At 67.5% G+C, this 22,804-nt stretch carries 17 protein-coding genes and 1 pseudogene; 6 read left to right on the forward strand and 12 right to left on the reverse strand.

Annotated features, from left to right (window positions below):
• Positions 1-215 precede the first annotated feature (215 nt).
• On the forward strand, positions 216-3,914 hold the full coding sequence (locus ACZ69Q_RS43485) for an NB-ARC domain-containing protein (protein ID WP_471053982.1): 3,699 nt from the start codon (positions 216-218) through the stop codon (positions 3,912-3,914).
• 1,186 nt (positions 3,915-5,100) lie between these two features.
• On the opposite strand, the gene ACZ69Q_RS43490 is transcribed toward ACZ69Q_RS43485, so the two are convergent.
• The 9 genes from ACZ69Q_RS43490 to ACZ69Q_RS43530 form a co-directional block, all read right to left on the reverse strand.
• Positions 5,101-6,498 carry a protein kinase domain-containing protein gene (locus ACZ69Q_RS43490; protein WP_471053985.1) on the reverse strand — a complete coding sequence of 466 codons (1,398 nt, stop codon included), beginning with the start codon at positions 6,496-6,498 and terminating at the stop codon, positions 5,101-5,103.
• Position 6,499: 1 nt separating this feature from the next.
• Positions 6,500-8,599 (reverse strand): AIPR family protein, encoded by a 2,100-nt coding sequence (locus ACZ69Q_RS43495; RefSeq protein ID WP_471053988.1) that lies wholly within the window; start codon positions 8,597-8,599, stop codon positions 6,500-6,502.
• 41 nt (positions 8,600-8,640) lie between these two features.
• Complete coding sequence (locus ACZ69Q_RS43500; RefSeq protein ID WP_471053991.1) at positions 8,641-9,372, reverse strand: SAVMC3_10250 family protein; 732 nt, start codon at positions 9,370-9,372, stop codon at positions 8,641-8,643.
• 342 nt (positions 9,373-9,714) lie between these two features.
• On the reverse strand, positions 9,715-10,116 hold the full coding sequence (locus ACZ69Q_RS43505; RefSeq protein WP_471053993.1) for a ubiquitination-like system serine protease family protein: 402 nt from the start codon (positions 10,114-10,116) through the stop codon (positions 9,715-9,717).
• On the reverse strand, positions 10,113-11,282 hold the full coding sequence (locus ACZ69Q_RS43510) for a ThiF family adenylyltransferase (protein ID WP_471053995.1): 1,170 nt from the start codon (positions 11,280-11,282) through the stop codon (positions 10,113-10,115). The genes ACZ69Q_RS43505 and ACZ69Q_RS43510 overlap by 4 nt, the downstream gene beginning before the upstream one ends.
• The gene (locus tag ACZ69Q_RS43515) at positions 11,257-11,517 is read right to left on the reverse strand and encodes a multiubiquitin domain-containing protein (RefSeq protein WP_471053998.1); all 261 of its coding nucleotides are present in this window, start codon (positions 11,515-11,517) and stop codon (positions 11,257-11,259) included. Before ACZ69Q_RS43515 ends, ACZ69Q_RS43510 begins: the two co-directional genes overlap by 26 nt.
• Positions 11,518-11,724: 207 nt before the next feature.
• Positions 11,725-11,877 (reverse strand): hypothetical protein, encoded by a 153-nt coding sequence (locus ACZ69Q_RS43520; protein WP_471054001.1) that lies wholly within the window; start codon positions 11,875-11,877, stop codon positions 11,725-11,727.
• 166 nt (positions 11,878-12,043) lie between these two features.
• Positions 12,044-12,562 (reverse strand): ImmA/IrrE family metallo-endopeptidase, encoded by a 519-nt coding sequence (locus tag ACZ69Q_RS43525; protein ID WP_471054003.1) that lies wholly within the window; start codon positions 12,560-12,562, stop codon positions 12,044-12,046.
• The gene (locus ACZ69Q_RS43530) at positions 12,549-12,872 is read right to left on the reverse strand and encodes a helix-turn-helix domain-containing protein (protein WP_471054006.1); all 324 of its coding nucleotides are present in this window, start codon (positions 12,870-12,872) and stop codon (positions 12,549-12,551) included. The genes ACZ69Q_RS43525 and ACZ69Q_RS43530 overlap by 14 nt, the downstream gene beginning before the upstream one ends.
• 199 nt (positions 12,873-13,071) lie before the next feature.
• Here ACZ69Q_RS43530 and ACZ69Q_RS43535 point away from each other — a divergent pair, with 199 nt between their 5' ends.
• Positions 13,072-14,337, forward strand: a complete 1,266-nt coding sequence (locus tag ACZ69Q_RS43535) for a competence protein CoiA family protein (RefSeq protein ID WP_471054009.1) — start codon at positions 13,072-13,074, stop codon at positions 14,335-14,337.
• A 294-nt stretch (positions 14,338-14,631) separates the two neighbouring features.
• Here the strand turns inward: ACZ69Q_RS43535 and ACZ69Q_RS43540 are convergent, their stop codons facing one another.
• Both ACZ69Q_RS43540 and ACZ69Q_RS43545 read right to left on the reverse strand, forming a co-directional pair.
• Entirely contained in the window at positions 14,632-16,122 is a 1,491-nt protein-coding gene (locus ACZ69Q_RS43540; protein ID WP_471054011.1) for a UvrD-helicase domain-containing protein, read from the reverse strand.
• Positions 16,119-18,188, reverse strand: a complete 2,070-nt coding sequence (locus ACZ69Q_RS43545) for an AAA family ATPase (protein ID WP_471054013.1) — start codon at positions 18,186-18,188, stop codon at positions 16,119-16,121. The genes ACZ69Q_RS43540 and ACZ69Q_RS43545 overlap by 4 nt, the downstream gene beginning before the upstream one ends.
• A gap of 1,381 nt (positions 18,189-19,569) precedes the next feature.
• Between ACZ69Q_RS43545 and ACZ69Q_RS43550 the strand changes: the two genes are divergently transcribed.
• On the forward strand, positions 19,570-19,884 hold the full coding sequence (locus ACZ69Q_RS43550; protein WP_471054016.1) for a hypothetical protein: 315 nt from the start codon (positions 19,570-19,572) through the stop codon (positions 19,882-19,884).
• A gap of 206 nt (positions 19,885-20,090) precedes the next feature.
• Positions 20,091-21,692 (forward strand): DUF2637 domain-containing protein, encoded by a 1,602-nt coding sequence (locus ACZ69Q_RS43555; RefSeq protein ID WP_471054018.1) that lies wholly within the window; start codon positions 20,091-20,093, stop codon positions 21,690-21,692.
• Positions 21,693-22,027: 335 nt separating this feature from the next.
• On the opposite strand, the gene ACZ69Q_RS43560 is transcribed toward ACZ69Q_RS43555, so the two are convergent.
• Positions 22,028-22,282 carry a YciI family protein gene (locus ACZ69Q_RS43560; RefSeq protein ID WP_471054022.1) on the reverse strand — a complete coding sequence of 85 codons (255 nt, stop codon included), beginning with the start codon at positions 22,280-22,282 and terminating at the stop codon, positions 22,028-22,030.
• Between the two features lie 44 nt (positions 22,283-22,326).
• On the opposite strand from ACZ69Q_RS43560, the gene ACZ69Q_RS43565 reads away from it, so the two are divergent.
• Together ACZ69Q_RS43565 and ACZ69Q_RS43570 are read left to right on the forward strand one after the other, a co-directional pair.
• Positions 22,327-22,527 (forward strand): hypothetical protein, encoded by a 201-nt coding sequence (locus tag ACZ69Q_RS43565; RefSeq protein WP_471054024.1) that lies wholly within the window; start codon positions 22,327-22,329, stop codon positions 22,525-22,527.
• Positions 22,528-22,547: 20 nt separating this feature from the next.
• Positions 22,548-22,766: pseudogene (locus ACZ69Q_RS43570) on the forward strand (NUDIX hydrolase); the annotation flags it as partial.
• Positions 22,767-22,804 lie beyond the last annotated feature (38 nt).

The raw sequence follows: 22,804 nt of genomic DNA on the forward strand, positions 1-22,804 counted from the left end.
CGCACCGTCGTGGGGGCCACCGTTCTGCTCCCGTTCCTCTTGTCCACGGTCTCGGTTGTCCCGACGTCCAATGCGTGGCCTGGTCTGTGCCTGGTGCCGTGACGTGTGGCTGGGCTGTGGCGTAAAGCAGTCGCGGGTGGTGTCGTAACTAGGCCAGTTGTCAGCCCCCGTGCCTAGCCTTACGGCCACAAGTCGGTTTCGGCGCAGGGGGTTGCGTGGCATTCGACGGTGGGCGGGTCGCTGCTCGCGGGTTCCAGTATCAGTATCTGCGCACGGTCGAAGCGCTGCTGGCCAGTGTGCGCACCGGCAGGGCGGCTGTCTGCCGCATCGAGGGGCCCGGGGATACGGTGTCGCTCCAGCATACGGATTCGGTCGATTTCGATCTGACCGACGCCGATGGCCGCTCGCTGATGGCGGTCCAGGTGAAGAGCGCCGGAGCGGGACGGACTGTGCGGGCACGCGAGGCGGTGGCGGTGCTGGTGCATCTGGTCACCGGGATCGACGCTGAGCGATACCAGCTGATCACCTCGGCCGTGCCGGATGAGGGATGTCTGCGGCTGGCTGAGCTGTTGCGCCGTAATCGCGGTGACGTGCCGCGGATCAAGGCCGAGCTGCAGGACCTTCTGGTGAAGGCGCCTGCTGCGTGGGGCATCTGCCAGGCGCTGCCGGAGGAGCATTGGGAGCGTCTGGCACGTGCGGGGGTCGAGTTCGATGGCCGCAGCGACGGGCAGCTGCGTGCGGACCTCAGTGACGTGCTGCGCGCCGAGCGGGTGCGTGCCGGGCAGGGATTGTCGCGCAGGGCCGGAGGGCTGGTGCTGGGTCATTTGGTGGCCGAGGTCATGCGCCGTGCGGCCGACCCTGGCCTGGCGGCCTGGGATGTGCGGGATTTTCACCGGTCGGTGCTGGTCGGCGACGAGGAGTTGATTGCGGCTGTCGGCCGGCAGGAGTTCGGGATCGTCTACGGACGGCTGCCGCGCATTCCGGAGGTGGTGCGTGCGGACCTCGTCGATGGGATCGGAGAGGTTCTCTCTCCCGGCGAGGAGGGCGCTGAGGGTGTGAGGACGTGTGTCGTCACCGGGCTGTCGGGACTGGGAAAGTCGAGCCTGGCGGCTGCCCACATTGCTGATCAGGCCTTCCGCTATGACGCGGTGTTCTGGGTGGACGCCGAGAGCGAGGAGGCCTTGGTCACGTCGTTTGCCCGGGTGCTGGCGCATCTGACCGGCAGTGAGGAACCGGCAGGGGTGCGGGATCCGCGGTTGGTACGCGAGCGGGTGCATGCCGCGTTGCAGTCCCTGCCGGGGCGCTGGCTGATGGTATTCGATGATGCGAGCGCGCCCCTGGCCAGTGCTTGGATACCGCGTCGCGGGCGAGGCCGGGTCATTGTCACGACGCTGGGCGGGCACTGGCACGGTGTGCAAGGGCGCATCGATCTGAGCCCGATGAGCGGTGAGGAAGCGCTCTGCTTGCTGCGGCTGCGCCTGGACTTGAGTGAGAGCGAGGTTGAGCAGTACGCGGCGTCGCTGTCCCGGCTGGCCCAGGTTCTGGAGTGCTGGCCGCTGGCGATCGAGGTTGCCTGTGGCTATCTGGTCAGCTGCGGTATCGGCGTGGACCGGCTTCCCGTCTACACGGATACGCTAATCCATCGGGCCGCGGACGATGAGCGGTCGGTGCCTGCCGGGTATCCGCGGACGCTGGCGGCGGCCGTGGCGCTGAGCACCGAGCGTCTGATCAGCGGCGCGCGCTCGCGTGGTCTGTTGCAGCCGACTCTGGCCACAGTGGCGGCGCTGTGCTGGCTTGCTCCCCGCCGGGCGCCGGTGCATCTGGCGTTGGCGAGTGCCTTCGTCAGCCCCAGAGACCTGCCACCGGCTCCCGGTTGGGTGGTGTTCGACGAGGCGCAGGTTCCGGTGCGCGAGGTCATCCGGGAACTGACCGATGTCTCCCTGGTGCGGTATGACGAGCCGCTGCCAGCCCGCAAGGAGGCTTTCCCGGGCAGTGACGACACGGTCTCGATGAACGCAGTGCTGCAGGACATTCTGGCCCGGCACCTGGGGCTATCGCAGTCGGAGGTGGCGGCGGGCCTGTCGCATGTGGCCTGTCACACCGACCGCTGGCTGCGCGGGGCCCTGCTCTCCGGGCAGGCGGAACGGACCTGGGAGCTGGCCCAGCACGCCACCGCGCTGGTCGAGCACATCCGCTCCACGCGCACAGCCGACGGGTACACGGCCCTGCTCATGGGCAATCTGGCGGCGTTTCACCATGCCCACGGCCAGTACGACGCGGCCCACAGCCTGCTGGAGCTAGAGCTGGAGTGGCTGGACCGAGCCGGTGATCCGGACGAGGGGCTGGCCGCCCAGGCGCACACCCTGCTTGCGCACCTTGCCCAGCTGAGCAAGCACGCCGACGCCGGCCCCCGTGTTGCCGCCCATCTGCGTCCCGTGCTGTTCTACCTCCGCCAGCTCAACGGGCCGCCGCCCGAGCCCGTCGCCAACCTCGCGACCGAGGCGTCGCGGATCCTACAGATGCGGCTGCGCGACCAGCCGGACCCTGCGCTCACGCAACTGCTGGAGGACTTCCGTGCCCTGGCCGACGTGCTCCCCACCAAGACGACACAGGCGGTAAGAGACCTCCTCGCCGTGCAAGACCTGTTGGAACAGAGGGAAGCCGAACGCGCCGAACATACCGCCACCGCGGCCTTGGCCAGGAGCACCGATCCATGGTCTGCCGCCACGGCCGACCTCAAACGCCTCCTAGTCGAGGCGCTCGTCCTGCAGGACAAGTGGGAGCAGGCCGATGCTGCGCTCAGCGACTTTCTGCCTTATGCCGGCCCTCGCACGCTGTACGGGTTCGCCCTGCACCACCTGGTGCACAACGTCGGCTGCCACTGCGCCTGGACGTGGGTGACCCAGGGAGAACAGCGTGCGGTGGAACTTTTGGGACGGCTGCTGGAGGAAACCAGCATCGCTGAGAATCCGGCGCTCGAGACGGCCACCGATGAGGCCCGGTTCATCCTGCTGCAAGTGGTACACGACAGTTGGCGGGCCATGAACGGGAGCTCCCAGGACGAAGGGTTCCTGGAGCAGATGAGCCGACTCAACGACAAGACGTTCACCGAGCCCTACGACCCTGACAACGTGTGGGAGCGGATCTACTCCGGCTTAATGCCGCGGCTGTCGGCCGTGATGGTCGAGACAGTGCACCGCAACTACCAGGAGGAAGCGGACGCCATCCTGGCCACCGGCCTGCCCTCGCTCGATCGGGATCCAGCAGTCAAAGACGCCTACGAGGCAGCCAGCTGCCACGCGGTGCTGTCGTTGTCCACAGATCCGGCCTACGGCAGCCTCACCGGACGCTCCACCATCGACCTCCTCCTACCGGAAGCCCGAAAGTTCCTGCCCGGCCCGAAGGCTCTCGTCATCCTGCAACCCCACAAGATGGTCGGTGCCACCTCCCCCGACACCGGCAAGTCCATCGAGCTCCAGGTCCACCGAGCCTGCGACAAGGGCCTGCGCCGACTGGCCGGACCGCAACCCACCCTCATCTCACCCCAGCACCTCACCCTCGTACTGACCGGCCACCAGCTGACCCTCGAACACGACGACGGCACCGTCATCGCCCGCGCGACTGTACGAGCCTCCAGCCAATGGCGACAGGCGGCCCGCACCCGCCACAGCGCGGTGGTCTACTTCGGCTACGGCTTCGAACTCCACCACTCCCCCACACACCGGCGCCTCATGGCCTCACCCACCGAACTCGGCCGCCACATCAACAGCGCCAGCGACAACGGCCTCCTCGCCGCAGGACTCGTATCCGTCCGCATCCAGCCCACACCCTCCATACAGCACCGGCCACCGGCTACAGCCCGCCAGCAACCCCGCCGATCAACCCGCGCCCGACGGAAGAAACCCCACAGATAAGCCCACCCACCGCGCTACTGGCGAGCCCAAATCCACCTACCAGGCGGGCAGTTCGGGCCAAACCACCAATGACGACCGCGGCCAGGCAGCAGCCCTCACACGCACGGCCAGGTCATGTAAAGTGAAGAGAAAACGCCTTGCCGATCTCCAAAACCGCAAGTGAGCAAGGGAATTCCCCACGCGTGTGGGGGTCTGTCCAGAGCGTCGACGGACGCGAACAGCTCTTCCTCGTCTTCGCCACGTCCGTGGTGGTCTGTCCCGCTTGAACGGCCTGATGGACGGTTGGACTCGGCACGGCGCGGCCGCCGTGGCACTCAGAAGGCATGCTATGGGGTGCCCGATCAGGCAACGGGCGATCCGCTGCACGCACCAGTGAAATACAGCCCGCCGATCTTTAGACATGCAGGTCGTGAAGGGTCTTTCCCACGTGCGTGGGGGCCCGTCTGACGACGAGCAGTGGGCCCGACTCGGGCACGCGTCTTCCTTACGCGCGTGAGTGCCCGTCCGCCATCGTTTACAACCAGCGTCTGTACCTCGGGTCTTCTCCACGCGTGTGGGGGTGCATCGTTCCGGGGCTGGGCGCGTCTGACGGCCCATGGGAATCTTCCCCGCGCATGTGGGGGTCTGTCGTCGACGATCGGCGCCAGCAGCACCTGCCCGCCATCCTCCCCACGCGCGTGGGGGTCTGTCCGCCTACTGCCGCTGCGGCTCCCAGCGATGCGGGTCTTCCCCACACACGTAGGGGTCTGTCCATCACCGACACCGTCACCGCCCGCGCCATGCTCTCTTCCCCACGTATGTGAGGAGTCCCCCGACGGTGACGATCTCGACTTCGGACGCCCAGCCTTCCCCATGCAGGTGGGGGTCTGGCGACCTTTCCCCGGTCGACAACGATCGTCTTGGGACTCCCCACACACGGGGGCTTCTCTCAGGCCTGGGATGCCGACCATGTGCAGCCGTCTTCCCTACACATGTGGGGGTCGTTCGTTCTCGTACATGCGTCGAGCCTTGATTCGGTCGCCCTCCCCACACGCGTGGGGGTCCATCCGCGCTGTACGGCATGGAGTGCGAGTACTGCCGAACTTCCCCACATGCGTGGGGGTCTGTGGCGTCTCCAGTCGCAGCGACGCCAGGAGCAAGACCCTCCCCGTCACGCGGGGTCTTTCGAGGGGTGTCGGCCATGTCGTCAGGTTGCTGCCTGTTGCGCCAGAGCGGCAGTCGGCTTCGGAAAGATTCCGCCGAGCCGGTTGAGCCGGTTGAACACGGTGCGGACCTCGGTGGTCAAAGGGTCATCGTGGCCGAGGTGTTGGGTGAGGAGGGGGTAGATGGCGGCAAAGGTGGCGAGTGCTTCCTCTGGTCTGTTGCTGGCTGCTTGCAGCAGACCGATCCGGCTGCGCACTTCGAGCAGCAAAGGATCGTCCGGCGGGGTGTCCTGGGTCAGCCCTGCGGCCAGGGCCGTGTATCCGGTGAGGGCTTGCTGGAGATTGCCCAGGCGCAGGTGGCAGAACGCGGCCTTGGCGCGGCACTCCGCTCGTTGTCGTGGGTTTTCGTCGGCTGCGGCCGGTTCTGCGCTGAGCGTGTTGTAGAACGGTAGGGCTTCCCCGAAGTGTCCGGCGTCGAAGAAGGCCTGTGCCTGGACGATCCGTATGGCCGCGGGCAGTTGTGCGGTCGTGGCAGGGATGGTGGCGGGGCCGTCGGCTTGTTCGTCTTCGCCGTCGGCGGAGGGCTGGGCGGGGGCGGGGAGTGTGGTGTGCGGTGCGAGCCGTTCTGCGATGAGGTGTGCGGAGGCGGGACGGTCGGCGGTGTCCTTGGCGAGCATTGTCATCAGGAGGTCGTCGACGTCAAGCGGGATCTCGGGCCGCAGTTCGCGGGCCGGGGTGGGGATGCGGGTGCGGTGGGCGTCCATCACGCTGGCCGGATCGCCGGTGAATGGGGGCTGTCCGGTGAGCATTTCGTAGAGCAGGCAGCCCAGTGCGTAGAGGTCGGTCTGCGGCACGATGAGGCCACGGTCGGTGAACTGCTCGGGGGCCATGTAGGCGACAGTGCCAAGGAGTTGGCCGTCTTGCGTGAGGCGGGGGTAGTCGCTGCCGTAGATGGCAGCGACGCCGAAGTCGAGGAGCTTCGTTTTCCACGCTTCGGTGATCATGATGTTGGACGGCTTGAGGTCGCGGTGAATGACGGGGTCGTCGTGGATACAGGCCAGGGTGTCGGCGATCTGAGCGGCGTAGGACAGGGCCCGGTTGATCGGCAGGCGGCCGCCTTGCGCTGCGAGGATCTGGGCGAGGTTTTGCCCCACGATCAGTTCCCACACCATGTACAAGTCGTACGGGCTACCGGTCAGTTCGGCGTCGTAGAGCATGGGCAGCCCGGGGTGGGTGAAGCGGGCGCCGAGTTCGGCTTCACGGCAAAAGCGGGCTGCGACGACCTCGGGGCTGATGCTGTTGGCTTGCTCGACGAGCCGCTCAGGGTTGATGATCTTGACGGCGGCCGGGCGTTTGAGCCGGGTGTCCCAGGACTGCCAGACCTGTCCCATGCTGCCCTGCCCGATCAGGGTGCGCAGTTCGAACCGTTCGATGCCGCGCATGTCATGCGCCGCCGTTTCCAGTGGCCGGGATGAGCGCCTCGGCCAGGTCAGCGAGCGTGCCTTCGCCGGGAACAACCCAGTTGCGGACTCCCTGGACGGCGGCAGGGGCCTCATGCCACGCGGCTTCGCCCCAGATGTGGCGAACGAGGGCACTGGGCGAGTAGGCCTGCTGGTCGATTTCCCAGATCAGGGGGCGGCGGGGGTCGTTGGTCCAGGTGGCGAGGTAGCGGCGGGGGTCTTCGCTGAGCCACTCGCCGATGGCGCGCTCTTCGGTGGGGCTGGGCCGGTACATCACGCGTGTGCCGTCGGGGATACGGCGGTGGTCGACGAGAGTGGTGACGCTGTTGGGCCTGCGACCGGCACCGGAGGACTCGTGGGCGAACAGGGTGGGGGGCGCGGTGAGAGAACGGGTGACGTCATCGGCGAGCACGTGGATTTGGCGTTCGTCGGTGAAAACACTGGCCAGGAAGAGGTGCTGGCCGAAGAGGCGCTCGATCGCGGAGGCTACGAGGTCGGCGATCTCCCAGGTGCGCTGGGTAGTCCAGTCCTCAAGTCTGTCAGCGGATTGGGAGAGTTCTTCGAGGAGGTCGGGATCGATGCTGCGGAAGACGAGGTGAGCGATCAGGAGATCTCCGTGCTCGGCGAGATCGCGGCCGCGAGGCGGCCCTCCCGCAACGGCGTAGGCCAGAGCAGTCTTCACCCGGCGCAGCAGCAACACGCATTGCCAGATCTGGCGGGCGCTGGGCCGTCCTCCGAACAGGCGCGTATAGGCGCCTTCCGGAGCGGGGCGCCACAGGTAGGCGGGGTCGGCGCTGGCCCGGGCGGTCAGCGATACGTCCGGATGCGCGCAGGCCAGGGCGACGGCCGCTTCCTGCATGGTGCAGCCGGCGTCCGGGGCGGGTGCCACCGAGCCCCTTTTGTAGACGTACTCCTTGTGCAGTTCGTCAGCGAACTCGTCGCGCAAAGCCTGTTGGAAGGCATCGAGTGCGACAAAGTCGAGGGGGTCAGCGGAGCCTTCGGCCTCGCCGGCCCGGGTCAGGGCGGAGGCAAAGTCTTCGGGGGCACCGTCGAGACCGATGATCCGCACCGGCACCAGCGCCAGGTTGCCGGTCGCGGGATTCTGGTCGACTGCGTGGGCGACCGTCGCGACCACCGTAGCCCCGTTGACCACGCGGGCATTGTGCAGCCGCAGGAGCAGCGGCTGACCCGGTACTCTGCGGGCGATGAAGCTCGCTTCGACGTGGTCACAGATCACGGTGATGCCGTTGCTGAAGTACCAGAATTCCTCCGGCGCGGTGACCAGCCGGCTCAAGGCCACAGGGTCGGGCTGTCCGGTGGAATGCGGACGCAGGGCAGAATCGAACAGCCGGTCTCCATGGGTGTTGTACCAGGACGCAAGTTCATCGGCGGAGACACTCGTGCTGTAGGCCTGGTAGGGGACGTCGATGCGGTGCCAGCCGTCGGTCAGGGTTGCCGACAGGGACACAGGGTTGCGGCCGGCGTCGGCGCGCGCCGCGGAATGGAAGTCGGCCAGTCCCAGCGTGTGCACGGTGACCGGGACGCGGCCGGCGAAGCCGAACGCTTCTCCCACCAAAGCCAGTTGCCGCTCCACCTGAGGGGCCAGGCGGGCGTCGCCGGCCAGCGCCGCCACCAGATGGACCCGGCAGCGGGGGGAACTCAAGGCCTCGTTGATCCGATCGATCGATGCGCGGATGTGGGAGTTGAAGCCCTCGTAGCGCTGATCAGCCAGGCGTTGCAGTCCGGTCACCAGGACGGCGGCGTCCTTCTCCCCCAGCCGGGCGCGGCCTTTGTCGCTCCATTTCGCCTGCACAAGCCAGATGTCGGAGCCGCCCTTGGAGAACGCGATGGCGTCGATACCGGAGTCTCCTGGGCCGTCCACGACGGATGCGGCAGCCTCCTGAGGGCTGCAGTCGGTGAGCATGTTGACGGCCTGGGCGGCCAGAGCCCGAGACAGGAGGACGATGTCCTGCTCCTGAGGAGAGCGGTGGGCGACGTCGGACAGATCGATCCACGGCCTGTAGGTGTGCGTGAGGTAATTCCGCACAAACCGCATCGTGTTAGGCAGGGCGGAGTCGTTCACCGCGCAGTCCCTTTCGTCTCAGTGCCCCGTGTACCGGCCGCTCACGCCGGGTCGCGCACGTACTCCACGCTCAGCGGGCTGGCCACCACGCAGCGCGCCGTCGTGTCAGTGGCCGGCAGTTCGGCCGTCACGCGGGCCAGTCCGGACATCCAGGCACCGGGCACCTGGCCATGGCGGGCGTCGATCGCCTCCAGCAGCTCCCGCACGCCCGCTCCGTTCAGTCCGCCGGGCGGGGGCGTCACTCCCTCGGCCGCCACATCGTGCTCCAGAGACAGGGCGCGTACCGCCTGCCCGGCAGTGGTCAGGAAGGTCGTAGCGAAGCTGGAGCCGCCGTCGATGCCCTCCAGGGCAGGGGCTTCGACCGCGGCTGGTGCGAAGCCCCGCAGGTGGCGGGAGGATCCATGCAGCAGCAGGCGGCAGCCCGTCTGCTGCTCATAGGAAGGGTCCTCCCCCGGAGCGGGGTCGGCGAAGAGCACCATGTGCTGGTAGTCGCCCTGCAGCGTGACACAGCGCAGCGGCGCCTCGAACCACACCCACTGCGCCGGGCGCAGTCCCGGCTGGGCGAACCACTCCGCCCGCTCCCCCAGGTGCTTGTCGAGCTTTTCCAGCTGCCGCATCCGGTCGCGCTCACTGTCGGATGCCGGCGCATCGACATCGACACCCCCCACAGGGGTGTTCAGCCGCAGGGCACTGGGCAAAGCCAGCCGCCGCGGCAGCGAGAACTGCTCAAGCTTCGCATCTGACAGGTAGACAAACTCGCGGTAGTCGCTCAATGCTCCCCCACTCCACGTGGTCTCCCATCCTGCCACGTCAGTCCCGACAGCAACGCCGCCTCGCCCCTATCGTCAGCCCCGCCAGAGCGAGCAGAAAGCTTGCCGATCCCGGCCCAGCCCACGACGGTTCTTCCCCGCGTGCGTGGGGCCTGTCCGTGAGATGGGCGTGGGTCACAGCCGGGTGACGTTCTGGCTGTCGGACACATCGCCCGTGCGGGGATCATTCCCGCTCCTCGATGGCGACAGTGATCCAAGGCCAGGAGAGCCTGGTCCTGGGGTGCCTGGCCATCGGACCAGCCAGGCGAAGTGACAGTTGCGGGATGGTGTGCCTCTCTGGCTGACTTATCGGCGCCATCGGTTCAGGCGCCGACGCAGCCTGGCCAGGGACGTGCGGTCGGCATCGGCACTAGCCTCGTCGAGCCGTCGGCGGTCGCGTTCGCGGTTGGCGGCAATTTCTTGGGCCGAGTAGCGTCGGCTCCAGTGGATATCGCCGCTGCGGATCCAGTAGTGGGACTGGCAGGCAAGCGCCCAGTTGCCGATCGAGGGTGCCAGGGACACGGTCTCGCCGTTGTAGGTGAAAGACCACTGTGCTGGTGACAGCGGTGTGATGACGTCTTCTCCGCAGCCGCAGCAGCACAGGTGTCCGCAGGTGCGGTAGGTGATGGAGATGTACAGCACTCCCTGGTCCAGGGTGGCCGGGAAGGTTTCGACGAAGGCCGGGCGAAGGCGGCTGACTGCGCTCACGGTAGGTCCTCGTTGGCGATCTCGTTGGCGATCAGCGAGTAGGTGGCGAAGCCTTCGTCGGTGGCGTCTGCGTAGATGCCCAGGAAGCGTTTCCAGCGGTTGACGGCGAGGATCGCGTTGAGGGCGTTGAGGTCTGCGGTCTGGATGTTGCGCGCGTAGGCGTCGCGTTCGGGTGCCGGGGTGGGGATGCGTCCGCGGGCTGGTGCACGCCGCCCGGGCAGGCTGGTCGTCACGCGCAGCAGCCCGCTGAGCCGACCGTCGATCTCCTCGATGCCCATGCCGACGTCGATGAACGGCACGTCGTGGGTTTCCAGCCAGTCCATGACGGCGGGTTTGCCCACTGCGCCGTCGGAGGCGAGGAAGACGAAGGTCGCCGCTTCGAGGAGGGTGAGGTTGTCCTCGTCCAGGTACTGCTCGCAGGCGGTGATGTGGCGGTGCATGTGCGAGTAGAGAGAGGCGAAGTAGGCGGCCTTGTTGGGGCGGCTGCGCAGGGTCTCGAGGGTGGGCGCGCCGGGTGCCCGGAAGGCGTTGTGGTTGTCGAAGGTGTCGCCGTCGATGAGCCGAATGGTGTCTACCTCGGTCTTGGCGACCTGGTCCAGGATGTAGCTTCCGGAGCCGCCCAGGCCGATGATCACGATGTGGTGGCCGCGGTAGCGGCGGTTGACGACGGCGAGGCCGGCACGGGAAGTTGCGGTGTCCCGGTAGGCGAACGGGGTGTCGCCGTCGATCTCCTGCCAGGCCGCGCCCGGGGTGGGCGTGACGGCCGGGTCGATCGCCTGGGCCTGGTCGGCGATGATGCGCGAGTAGGCGGTGACCTTCGTGTACTCGTCGGGGTATCCGGCCGGGCCCGGCTTGCTGGAGAGCATGAACTGCGCCTGCAGCCCGTCGGTGATGGCGCGGGCTTCGCGATTTGCCAGCAGGAGCGGCCTGCCGTGCTCGTCGCACGGGGTCGATCCCCCGAACCAGATACGGTGGTCGGTGCTGGAGACGAGACGGTCGCCGCTGACGGTCACCGGGTAGGCGAGGAAGCCGTAGTCGATGCTGCGGTCCTGGGTGACATAGGGGATGTGACGGGCGATCAGGTGCCCCGCCTGCAGGACGACATCGTAGCCGTCGTCGAGCAGGCGCGACAGGTCCGGGTCACGAGCGAGAAGTGCGGTAGACATCGAAGACCATTCCGTTCTTGACCTTCACGCTGTGGCCGGCCGTCAGGCTGCCCGAGCCGTGTCCGTCGTGCCCGCGGCTGTAGCGGACCGTGTAGGTGTCCTGCTCCGTCGGCGGCTGGCCGGGGTAGGCCAGTTCGACGGCCTGCTCGAAGGTGATCTCCTTCGCCTCCCAGTCGTACGAGCGGGCGTTGACAGTGATCGTGACGGTGTGGTGTCCGGGGTCGTCGTGTGCCATCGGGTTCCTCCTGTGAGGTGCGGCGTCCGGCCAGCGGGTCGCCAGGGGCAGTCACTGCCCTCGGGGACTACGACGGCCGGACAACGGGGATCGTCTGCGCCGTGCGGCCGGTGCCTTGTTTCTGGTTGTCCGTCGTCGCCGTGACGGCTTTGTCTTCTCCGGCCCGCCGCAGCAGGCCGGCATGCGAGAGGCGGGCGCGAAGCCCGCCTACTTGCTCTTCTTCGAGCCACGCGACGCGCGCTCGTTCACCGTCGTCGACGGGTGCCTGCGGACCGTCGATTGCTTGACGAACCGGCCCGTGATCGCGCTCCGGCCTCGGTTGCCGCCTGATCCGCTCGCCTTGCTGGACTTGCCGGACATGACGAACCTCCTGTCCCAGAGGCCTCGGAGGCCTCTGCTGTCTGCAAGTAGTGCAGCACGTGAAGCCTCACGTCGGCAACATTTTTTGAGGGACAGTTTGACTGTCATACATCTGCTCAATAGAAGCCGCCCGCTACGGGGCGGCTCTTTACTGACCATCTGGGCTCTACGCGGTGGGATCCGCGATGATGCCGAGGTTGATGAGCCGGTAGTTCATAGCCATGTCGCTCATTTCGAAGTGCACGGCCATCAGGCGCACCAACTGCTGGGCCGTGCGGAAATCGGCGTCGCGCGCCGCGCGGCGCACCAGGTGCTCGGGGGCCAGCAGGGCGGCCGCGTAGCGGTTGGCCTCCATCTCCTCGCGGTCGGTGGCCATGCTCGAGACCGTGTCACGGAAGTTGACCCGGGTGTCGGTGTCCAGGATCAGCGGACGACCGCGATGCAGGCGCAGGTGCCCGAGCTCATGCGCCACGGTGAAACGCTGCCGGTTGACGTGATGCTTCTGGTTCACGCCGATGACCTGCTCGCCTTCGCGACGCAGCAGCATGCCGGAGACGTCGTCCGGCATGTCCTGCGGCAGGACGATCACGCCTAGCTTCTCGGCAAGCCGCACCGGGTCGATGGGTGCCTCGTCGATACCGAACTCCGCCAGCAGCGCCCGCGCCTCCGCGTCAGACCTGGCCATCGCGTGTCCTCCGGTCGACCGCCGTCGCAAGGGTTGTCACCGTGCGGGCGAGATACTCCGGCAGCTCGGTCACGTGACCGGGCTCCTCCAGCCCCGGCAGGAGATCGGCCGGCTTCACTCCCAGAGCCGCGGCCAGACGCACCAGCCGGTAGGGCGGCGGAGCCTGTGCACCGGACTCGATGTTCGTGATCGACCCGCGCGTCAGTCCTGTCTTCCGGGCCAGCAATTCCTGCGTCAGCCGGGCCCGCGCCCTCGCCGCCCGGACCCGCCGTCCGATCTCAGCATTGAAATCCCGCTCTGCGTCGTCCACACGACTCCCCACGATGACAGCCACACTGACATTCCAACTTAGCCCACCCTCACCAAGACCACCACAGCGACGTCCCGCCCCCGGACGGAAACCCTTCACTCGCCGCGCCCCGGCAGCGCTCACCGGAAGACCGCTACGGCGTTCGCTCGCGGGCGCAGCGCTCTTCCACCACCCCGCACCGCGATCTACTGTCGTTTTCATGGCCAATGGGGTGTTTCACACCGGGCACGGCATCGAGATCAACCTGACCCACGAGGACCTCGACAACCCGGACTACACCGGGCTGCTGGAAGAGATCACCCAGCCCGTCGGGCAGCGGCCCCGGAACCTGCTGCAGTGCCTGAAGGACTACCGGGGCGAGGAGTGCCAGTGCGCCCTGGCCGGCAAATCGCCGTGGATGTTCGTACGGCGACAACGCAGCAACGGCCACGTGACGTGGGTGGCAGCGCACCTGCCGCTCACCCACGTGTCGACACCGCAGGAGAGCGACAAGCACAAGGCGATGAAGGAACGGATCGCGCGCACCGCAGCACGGCACGGGCTGGACGTGCAGACGGAGGCCCGGTCGCAGGACGGGCGGATCATCACCGATGTCCTGGTGACAGGAGCCGGCACCCGCGTTGGATGGGAGGCCCAGTACTCCCCCATCACCGCCAACACCGTACGCAGGCGCTCCGCCAAGGCCCGCGAGCGCAACATCGCACCCCTGTGGGTCACCGCGGACGACACGTCCGCTCTCATCGACCGCGCCCCCTGGACCCGCGTCGACGACGTGCCCTGGCAGCGGATCGTCTCCCCGCTGGCCCTCATTATCCGCGGCGGGGTCCGCCACCTGCAGATCTGGAAATGCACTCCCAGCAGCGAGCGTCCCTGTCCCGAGACCGGGATCACCTGCGGGAAGTGGCACAGCGGCTGGTTCCTGCCCGCCCTGTGCCTGCCCCAGGAACGTGCCACACCGCTGGACGAACTCATCGTCACCAGCGCTGACGGGGAACACCTGCCGGTACGCTCCCGCAACCGGCACGATGCTCGGCGCGCTTCGTATCTGTGGGCTCTGGCCAGTGACGTCCGGCGCTGGCGCGAGATCACCGGCGAAACCGGTGCCCCACCCGAGTCCAGCACAGCCGACGACGAGCCGGTCACCTACACCGAACGGGAACTCGACAGTTCCTGTCGCTACAAAGAAGAAGGCCCCCACAGCAGCAGCCCACGCCCGCACCGGGACCTGAGCTCCGCGACCGGCCTGCACACCTTGGACCACGACCCCGACCACACCCTCCTCCAGCCCAGCCGGCCCATTGCTTTGCGCCTGACTGCGCGCGAGCGCCTGACGGTCGCCGCGGACCTGAAGTGCCCGCCCTGGGAGATCGGGCCCTGCATGCTCTGCGCCACTCCCATCCACCGTTACGGCCCCCGCAGCCCCATGGTCTGTCCCGCCTGCCGCCTCACCTCCCAGAGCCGGTAGGCAACGTTCCCGTGCCGGCGTCCGGCTGCGCGAGGTGAAATCGCCGTGAGAAGACGTCCACCGCGACGACGCTCTGTCCGTCAGCCGCGCGCCTCCACCACTGGGTTGTCCCGATGACACGACACCAGACCACGGCACCGGCAACGGGATGGGCCGCCGGCCGGTGCCACAGCCGGCCTTCGGGGTGTTCTGTCTCCTGGCTGGGAGAACGAGACGTCCAGGAGGTGGAATCGTTTGTCGTGGGACTGCCAAGCTGGACCGGTATGGAGCGGTCTGCCGCACAGTGCGGGTGAGTCAGGAAGGGGCGGGCTGCAGCAATACCGTTGTGCGTCTGGCCCGGGTGAGGGCCACGTAGAGCTTGCGGTGGTCCTCGTTGTTCGATTCGAGCCCTTGGCGCAGGGTTCCTCGTTCGGCAGCGGTAAGGCGTACGCCGACATGGTCCCACTCGCGGCCCTTGGCCTGGTGAGCTGTAAGGCCGGGCACGAGAAGGTCGCTGGGTGTTTGGAGCCGGGTGCGCAGGTATCGCAGGCGCGCGATGTGGGTGGGGTGGCGTCGGGGCAGCTGGCGGCCTGTCTCTTCCTTGATGACGGCGGTGAACTCGGCCAGGAGCGCGTTGAGCTCTTTGGTGCCGGAGAGGTCGTCGAGCAGGGCGTTCAGGCGTGGCCGCAGGCGCTGCAGCACCTGGTGGTCGATGCCCAGGGTGGTCAGGGCGTCATTGTGAAATGTCGCGTGGTCACCGAAGGTGCGTTGGGTGAGTTCGCTGAGCAGGAGGGTGCACGCTGCTTCCTGGGTGTGGCCGGTGTTTGAGCTGAAGGCCAGGGGCAGTACCTGGGGGCCTGCGTCCCACAGGTGGCTCCATTGCAAGGCGAGCAGGACGTCGGTGTCCGCTGCCTGTCCCTGGGTGAGGGTGACGCCGTGCCCTTGTCTGAGCTGGTCCGCCAAAAGCTGTTGTTGGGTGCTCTTCCAGCGGAATGAGGTGAGCAGGTCACGCTGGATGAAGCCGGCTTGCGTGATGAGGGCGGGGACGTGGTCGGGTTGTGCGCCGCGGAAGCCGTAGAGGGCTTGCCAGGGGTCACCGACGACGGTGACGTCCAGTCCGGCGGAGGCGGCGAGGTGGACCAGGGCGAGGTCCAGGGCGTTGGCGTCGAAGATTTCATCGACGATGAGTGTGCGTGCGGTGTCCGCGAGGTGGGAGCGCAGGACGTCGCGGAGGGCGGGGTCGCCGAGAGCTGTTTCCAGCAGGCGGCGGGTGTCCTGGTGGGTGCACAGGCCTTCGGTGAGGGCCTGCTTCACGGCAGCGGTGGTGGGGTGGTTGTCCTTGCTGGCTCGCGTGACGGTGCGAGTGACGACCTGCCGGCCATCCAGGACGACGAGGGGTTCGCGCCGGGTCCACGAAGTGTCCAGGAGTACACGCCAGTGGTCGATGACGGTGAGTTGGCGGTGGGCTGCGGGCCATTGCACGTGACCGGTGTGGAGCAGGTGGGTCAGCAGGTCGCAGACGATGGTGTCGAGGGTGACGATGCGATGCGGCCATGCCAGGGCGGCGGGGCCCCATTGGCTGAGGACGCGGTCACGGAGTTCGGCGGTCGCGGAGCGGGTGAAGCTGACGGCGATGACCGCGCGCGGGTCGTTGGCGCTGCGGAAGCGTTGGATGCCGAAGCGCTGGGCGGCCACGGTGGTTTTGCCGGAGCCGGGCGCGGCTTCGATGTACAGACGCCGCCGCGGTGTGCCGGCGGCGATCAGCTGCTCGCGGGTGAGGCCTCCCGTGGTGTCGGTGGCGGTCACGGCCGGGGCCCTGGGGCCGGTTCACCGACCGGCGGATGGGCGGGCTGAGCGCTGCTGGTCAGGGGGGTGGCAGACGGGGCGGGGTCGTCGTGTGCGGGCGTCTCGGGCAGTGTGGTGTCTTCGTGCAGATCGCCCGGCTCGGCCTTGTCGTGAGTGGTTTCCGGCTCCTGGCCGGACGCGGCCGCTTCCTCCGGGGTGGCCTGCGGCTGCGGGTAGAGGAAGTCGAACAGACGCCTCAGGTGGTCGGGAACGTGGACGGACTGCCCTTCCTCGATGGCGTCTGAGATACGTACGGCGAGAGCGTCGGCGAAGGCCGCCTTGTCACCGGCGTGCGGTCCTGCCGGGGTGGCCGGTATGTCCCCCTTGGCTTTGCGGGCGCTCTTGAACAGTTCGTGCACGGCTTCAGGGGTAACAGGGTCGGGCAGCGGATCGGCGTCGATGTCGGCCAGGGCGGCCGCGATGAGGTCCTCGTTGCCTGCCGTGATGGACGGCTCCAGCGTGGGGTGGCTGATGAAGGCCTGCACGACAGCGGGGTCGTGCCGGTTCAGCCAGGCCGGCGGGGCATAGTCCTGGTCGAACGGCTTGTCGCTGTCGCGCAGCACCGCCAGCCGGGCGCAGATCTCGTGCCCCTGGGTGGCCAGGAACCGGGAGGTCCACGCGCCGACCTTCGTCCCGACGTACATGATGCTCAACGCCTCGATGAAGGACTGCTTGGCGGGATCGTCGGCGGCCCAGGCACGGCCGAAGTCGCGCAGGATCGCCGCTTCGGTGACGCCTTCGACGACGACCAGGTGCTCGGCGAACAGGGCGGCGGAGCGGCTGGCGTCCATGTGGAGGCGGGCCATGCGCAGGGTGCGCTGGCGGTCGACCATCGGGATGGTGGCGATCTGCCGGCACACGCGGCGGCCGTCTGCCGTGCGCCGCAGTACGACAAGGTCTTCGGGATTGCAGGAGGTGATGATGTCGGTGGCGTGGCTGGACAGCACGATTTGCAGCTCGGGGCGTTCTCGGACGGTCCTGCGCAGATAGCGCACGAGGGCGTGCTGCAGCTGGGGGTGGAGGTGGGCTTCGGGTTCCTCGATAACCACCGTGGCGTGGAAGGGAGTGCTGGGGAAAAAGGAGTCCGCCTCGGACTCGGCCTCAGCGACGGCCTGTGCCTGGTGTTCGCGTGCCAGCCGCTCCTCATCCGCTTCCGTCAGATCGCCAGCCTCGGCGCTGGTCTCGCCCGGCGAAGCCGGCGTGGACGGTGTGCCACGCCGGGTGGAGTCGGGTATCGCGGCCAACGTCACGGCCATGTGCAGCAAATTGACATAGCCCAGGCCGGAGACTTCCAGAGGACGGGCGGCACTGCGGCCTTCGATGACGGCCAGCATCAGCTCCAGGACACGGGCGAGGTAGGCGTCGTCGATGACCTGGCCGCGTACGTAGGGCCACTGTTGCTGCACGCCGGAGGTGAGCGCGGCGAGGTGGCTGCTGATGCGTTCCTCGACCGTCTCGATGAGGCTGTGCTTGGCCAGGTCTTCCAGCAGACGGGACGCCTTCACGCGCAAGGACACCAAGTTGCGGCTGCCGTCCAGCCGTTCCTGCTGAGCACGCAGCAGCTCGATCAGGATGCGGGTCTCGCGGCGGGCCAGCTCGTCCAGGGGGTGCCGCCAGGCCGGCAAGTAGATGAACTTGAACGGCTCGGTGCCCAGTCCCGGGTTTTGGATCTGGCTGTACTCCACCCGGGCACGGACCGTGCCGAGATTGCGCTGCAGGCCCGCAAACCACCGCTGGACGGAGCCGTCAGCGCCGCTGCGGCCCGGGTGGTACAGGGAATGACCGAGGGGGCCTTCACGATCGGCTGGCCCCTCGAGGCTGTACTGCACCTCGATGCCGGGCGTTCCGCCGCTGGGCAATGCGGCGGCACCCATGCGCGGCAGCAGCGGGAAGCGGCTGGTGTGGGCCAGGTAGAGAGCATCAGTGACCGTGGTCTTACCGGCCCCGTTTGCTCCGATGAGGACACTGAAGCGACCGGGTATCTCACAGTCGATCTCCCCCTCGGCGCTGGCTCTCAGACCGGACACCTTCACACGGCTCAGATACAACGAGACCCCCCTCTCCTACGGCACACTCGCCTCCCCCATCATCCCTGCCTCAACGGCCGCAACCTGCCCCACCCTGGCCGACCGAGGCCGTCGGCTCCTGGCACAGAGACGAGGCACCTTACTCCTCTCACTTCTGACCGCCGTACTCACCTGCCGCCACCCAGCGGTCAGGCAGTTCAGGCAGCCCCGCCAGAAGCAACCACCGTCAGAAAGCCGGCCTCACCAGCACTGCCAGCTCAGGTAAAGTGAGCGAAACACGACCTACCGATCTTCAAACACCCAGGTCGTCGAGGGTCTTCCCCACACGCGTGGGGGTCTGTCCCGTACGTCTACCATGCGCAACCTGATTGGGTGGTCTTCCCCACACGCGTGGGGGTCTGTCCTGGCGCCGCATCAAGCACATGGAGTACACCGAGTCTTCCCCACACGCGTGGGGGTCTGTCCCAAAGAGGGTCCCGCCCCGCTTCCGCCCGGCCGTCTTCCCCACACGCGTGGGGGTCTGTCCTGCAGCACGTCACCGTTCTCGCCCAAACTGCGTCTCTCTCCCCCCCCCAACGCGTGGGGGTCTGTCCGTGATGCCGCCCTCGACGTCGGCGAAGGTCTGCGCTTCCCCACACGCGTGAGGGTCTGTCAAACGATCGTCTTGGGATGCTCCCCATAAACGTGGGCGGTCTGTCGAGGGTCTCCCCGGTCGTCCAGCCGCGCCACCTCCCCCACATGGAGGTTCTCCTCGACGCTAACGACCTCGGCTTCGGACGCCCAGCCTTCCCCACATGCGTGGGGGCGTTCCGACTGAGGCAAGAAGATCGCCTCGAAGAACAGGGCTCCCCGCACACGCGGGGGTCGTTCTATCTCCCTCGACCACATCAACCGCCCCGGTCATCCTCCCCGCGTACGCGGGGGTTTCTCCCAGATCTGGGACGCCGACTACCTGCAGACCCCGACTTCCCTACACATGTAGGGGTCCGTCCACAGTGACGCCTCCCCGGTCGCCCAGCCGCGTCGCTTTCGCCACGCGCGTGGCAGTCAAGCAATCCATGCGGGTGTTCCAGCCCCTCACTCGTGTCGAGTCGAGCCTCAGGCATCGCCCACAGCTCTCTCCCGCAAGATCAAATAAAAACAGCAGGTCAGGTGGCCGACCCCTATGGCCTTCTCATTTCAGCGCGCTGGAGATTCTCACACCATGTCACCAAGGCTTCTCACTCGACGCCACCACCTCTCCGCCCTGAACAGCAAAGACACATGACACCCAAATGAGAACTGTCAGTGACACCGAAATGAGAAGTCGCACCTCGCACTGGTCAGAGGACGCCCCTTCGGCTCCCACCCCCTGCCCTGGGCCCAGCCGCTCCAACAGGAAATGATCACGCAGATCATCAACCTCGCTCACACCATCGCCCTCCACCGCACCCCCTGCGGCCCCCATCACGACCTCACCAAAGCACGCCGCGCCGTCGCCACCGGCCTCGACATAGACGACACCAACGAACAGCTCTACCGGGACTGGATCCGCATCGAGCACGCCGCCAGCAACCGCCCCGGCCTCCACACCGCCATCTCCCGCCTGCAACACAACAAACTCGCCCTCGACTGCCCCCTCGAACCCGAAACGGAACATCTGATCAACTCGCTCCTCCATCCCACCGCCAGCCCCAACCCCACACACCAACCATGACCACCCCACCGAACACCCCCACGCCGCCAACAACGCCCCACACACCACCCAGCCCCAGCACCACGCCCAGCACACCGCACACTCGCGCAGCCGCTCCCCCCAGCCAGAGGGCGTCCCAGCCACGCTCCACAAGGCCAAACCCAGCCGCCCTGAGAGTCTGCCCGCACAGCCGCACGCCCACCCGCGCCCAGTACGTGCTCACCGGGTTGACCATCGTTGGTGCAGTCCTCATCGCCGCGATCGGATTCACCGGCTCCTACACCGCCATCCGCGACCTCGCCCTCGCCAAGGGCTTCGGACCATTCAGTCACCTCTTCCCGATCGGCATCGACGCGGGCATCTGTGTCCTACTCGCCCTGGACCTCCTGCTGACGTGGATCCGAATACCGTTTCCGCTGCTGAGGCAGACCGCGTGGCTTTTGACGGCCGCGACGATCGCGTTCAACGGCGCGGCGGCGTGGCCGGACCCGCTGGGCGTCGGCATGCACGCGGTGATTCCAATCCTGTTCGTGGTGGCCGTGGAGGCCGCCCGGCATGCGATCGGCCGCATAGCGGACATCACGGCCGACAAGCATATGGAGGGTGTCCGCCTCACACGCTGGCTGCTCTCCCCGCTGCCGACGTTCCTGTTGTGGCGCCGGATGAAGCTGTGGGAGCTGCGCTCCTACGACCAGGTGATCAAGCTGGAGCAGGAGCGCCTGGTATATCAGGCGCGGCTGCGCTCCCGTTTCGGTCGTGCGTGGCGCCGCAAGGCGCCGGTGGAGTCGCTGATGCCGCTGCGTCTGGCGCGGTACGGCGTTCCGCTGGCGGACACGGCTCCGGCGGGGCTGGCCGCGGCCGGCATCGAGCCCGCGCTGCTGCAACCCACACTGCAACAGACGCCAGCTCCCACGCCAAAGACGGGTCCCCTAGCCCAACGACCCATCCACAACCGCCCGATCAATGGGCCCACCGACCCGACGGACCATGCAGGTCCAGCCCACCAACCCGCCGGGCCCGCCAACACCGCGCCACCAGACAACAGCACCCCATCCCATTCCGAGGACACCACACCCCCAGCACGACACGCACGGCACCACTCCAGCAACTACGCCCGCACCCCGACACACGACCCACCGCACCAGGAACGCGACAGCCAACCCCACCCCCAGCCACCCACACCACACCAGCTCGCTACGCACCAGCAGCATTCATCACACCGCGCCGCCACCCCAGACCCGCCGCCTCGAGCGACGCGCACCGACACACCCGCGCGCGACACCCCACGCAACCCTCAACCCACCGACCCCACCCCGCACACGCCGCAACCGACCGCTGTCAAGCAGGACCGGAACTCACCTCATGACAACCCGTCGGGCCCAAGCGCCGAGACCACCATCGCGCCCCGCCGTCAGACACAGCCCACACCCAGCCCCGACACACGGCACAACACCCCCACCACAACCGACCATTACTACCTAGCCTGGCACCAATTCCAGCAACAACACAGCAGAGAACCCAACGCCACCGAACTATCCGACCTACTCGCCCACCAAAACATCCTCACCAACACCGGCCAGCCCATCAAACCCAAAGCCCTCGCCCGCTACCTCCTCCAATTCCGCATCTACACCATCTGGGCCCGCCACCGCGCCATCAACAACCACCCCCCACTCCAACACGTCACCAAAGACCTCGCCAACCACAACATCACCGGCCAATACAACAAACCCCTCACCACCACCGACATCGCCAAACACCTCAACCGCTTCCAACACCGCTGGCACACCCTCAACCACCACACCCAACCCCCAACCGACGTGAACTAGAACACCGCCCAATACCCTTCCCTGGACAGGCCACATGGCACGGGCGCCTCACGAACTCTTCGGTGTCGGCTGTGGCGCAGCCGTCGCCTTTGGTGTCGACATAGCCTCCGCCACGTTCAAAAGCAGCACATCGCACCGCTGACGACGGCGCAAGCAGCCCACCCGCCTGTCGACGCGGGGGCGGGGCTCCGTCTGTTGGCTGCCCCTCCCCCCGGCCGCCAACTGGGAGCACGTGGGGCGACGGGGAGGCAGCCCGAGTTGTGGGTGCCTCGACAAATCCGGCAGGGCGCCGGGTTGAAGGGCCCATCCGAGGAGGGGTTCTGGGAGGGCCTTGGTCACGCGCGCACGTACGTGGCCCGGCATTGGCCATCGGGCTGTCCCGCACACCATCCCTCACGGACAAACGGATCGGCGGTCACGAACCGCTCCGCGGCGTCCCGCGTGCGGAGCACGGCGAGCGCCGAGTCACCGGCTAGCCCGCCGGTGAGCCAGAGGCCGCCCTCCTTCCCGAGCTGGTCGGCGTGCGCGCGGTACTCCGGATAGACCTGGCGAATCCGGTCGGTACGGCCGGGGTCCCAGCAGTACGTCACAACGCAATACGTGGCACGGTGGGGGGACGTCCGGCACCGTCATCATGTGGCGAACCGGGCGCGCGATCGCCTACGCCGACGCACACCTCGGTCGCCTTATCGACACCCTCACCAGCGAACGAAGGTGGCTGATCATCATGTGCGCCGACCGCGGCGACGCCTTCGGCAAGGACGAATACCACGGCCGCGGCATCGCCCACCCCACTGTGCTGAACGTGCCGTATGCGGCCTGGCTGGGAGAGTAGACAGCTCTACGATGCGGGCCATGACCGACGCATCCCCTCAGGAGGCGTCGCGCGACGCCTCCGTCATCGTGGCCCGTGACGCAACTGGCAAGGTCGCCATCCTGACCGCCGCATTCCCCCACCACGGTGGCGAATACATGTTCCTGCCCGGCGGACGCCGCGAACACAACGAGAGTCCGGAAGCCTGCGCGCGGCGCGAGCTACGCGAGGAAGCCGGCGTCACCGCCACATCGTGGCGCTCCTGCCAGGTGTAGTAGGTCCACCAGTGTGCGGGGGG

This window comes from Streptomyces sp. NPDC036764 (assembly GCF_055609385.1).

Coding starts and splice junctions, on each gene's coding strand:
- ACZ69Q_RS43520 (WP_471054001.1), bottom strand. CDS start 11,877: ATGTCCGGCAAGTCCAGCAAGGCGAGCGGATCAGGCGGCAACCGAGGC.
- ACZ69Q_RS43565 (WP_471054024.1), top strand. CDS start 22,327: ATGTGGCGAACCGGGCGCGCGATCGCCTACGCCGACGCACACCTCGGT.
- ACZ69Q_RS43510 (WP_471053995.1), bottom strand. CDS start 11,282: ATGTCTACCGCACTTCTCGCTCGTGACCCGGACCTGTCGCGCCTGCTC.
- ACZ69Q_RS43550 (WP_471054016.1), top strand. CDS start 19,570: ATGATCACGCAGATCATCAACCTCGCTCACACCATCGCCCTCCACCGC.
- ACZ69Q_RS43525 (WP_471054003.1), bottom strand. CDS start 12,562: ATGGCCAGGTCTGACGCGGAGGCGCGGGCGCTGCTGGCGGAGTTCGGT.
- ACZ69Q_RS43490 (WP_471053985.1), bottom strand. CDS start 6,498: ATGCGCGGCATCGAACGGTTCGAACTGCGCACCCTGATCGGGCAGGGC.
- ACZ69Q_RS43515 (WP_471053998.1), bottom strand. CDS start 11,517: ATGGCACACGACGACCCCGGACACCACACCGTCACGATCACTGTCAAC.
- ACZ69Q_RS43535 (WP_471054009.1), top strand. CDS start 13,072: ATGGCCAATGGGGTGTTTCACACCGGGCACGGCATCGAGATCAACCTG.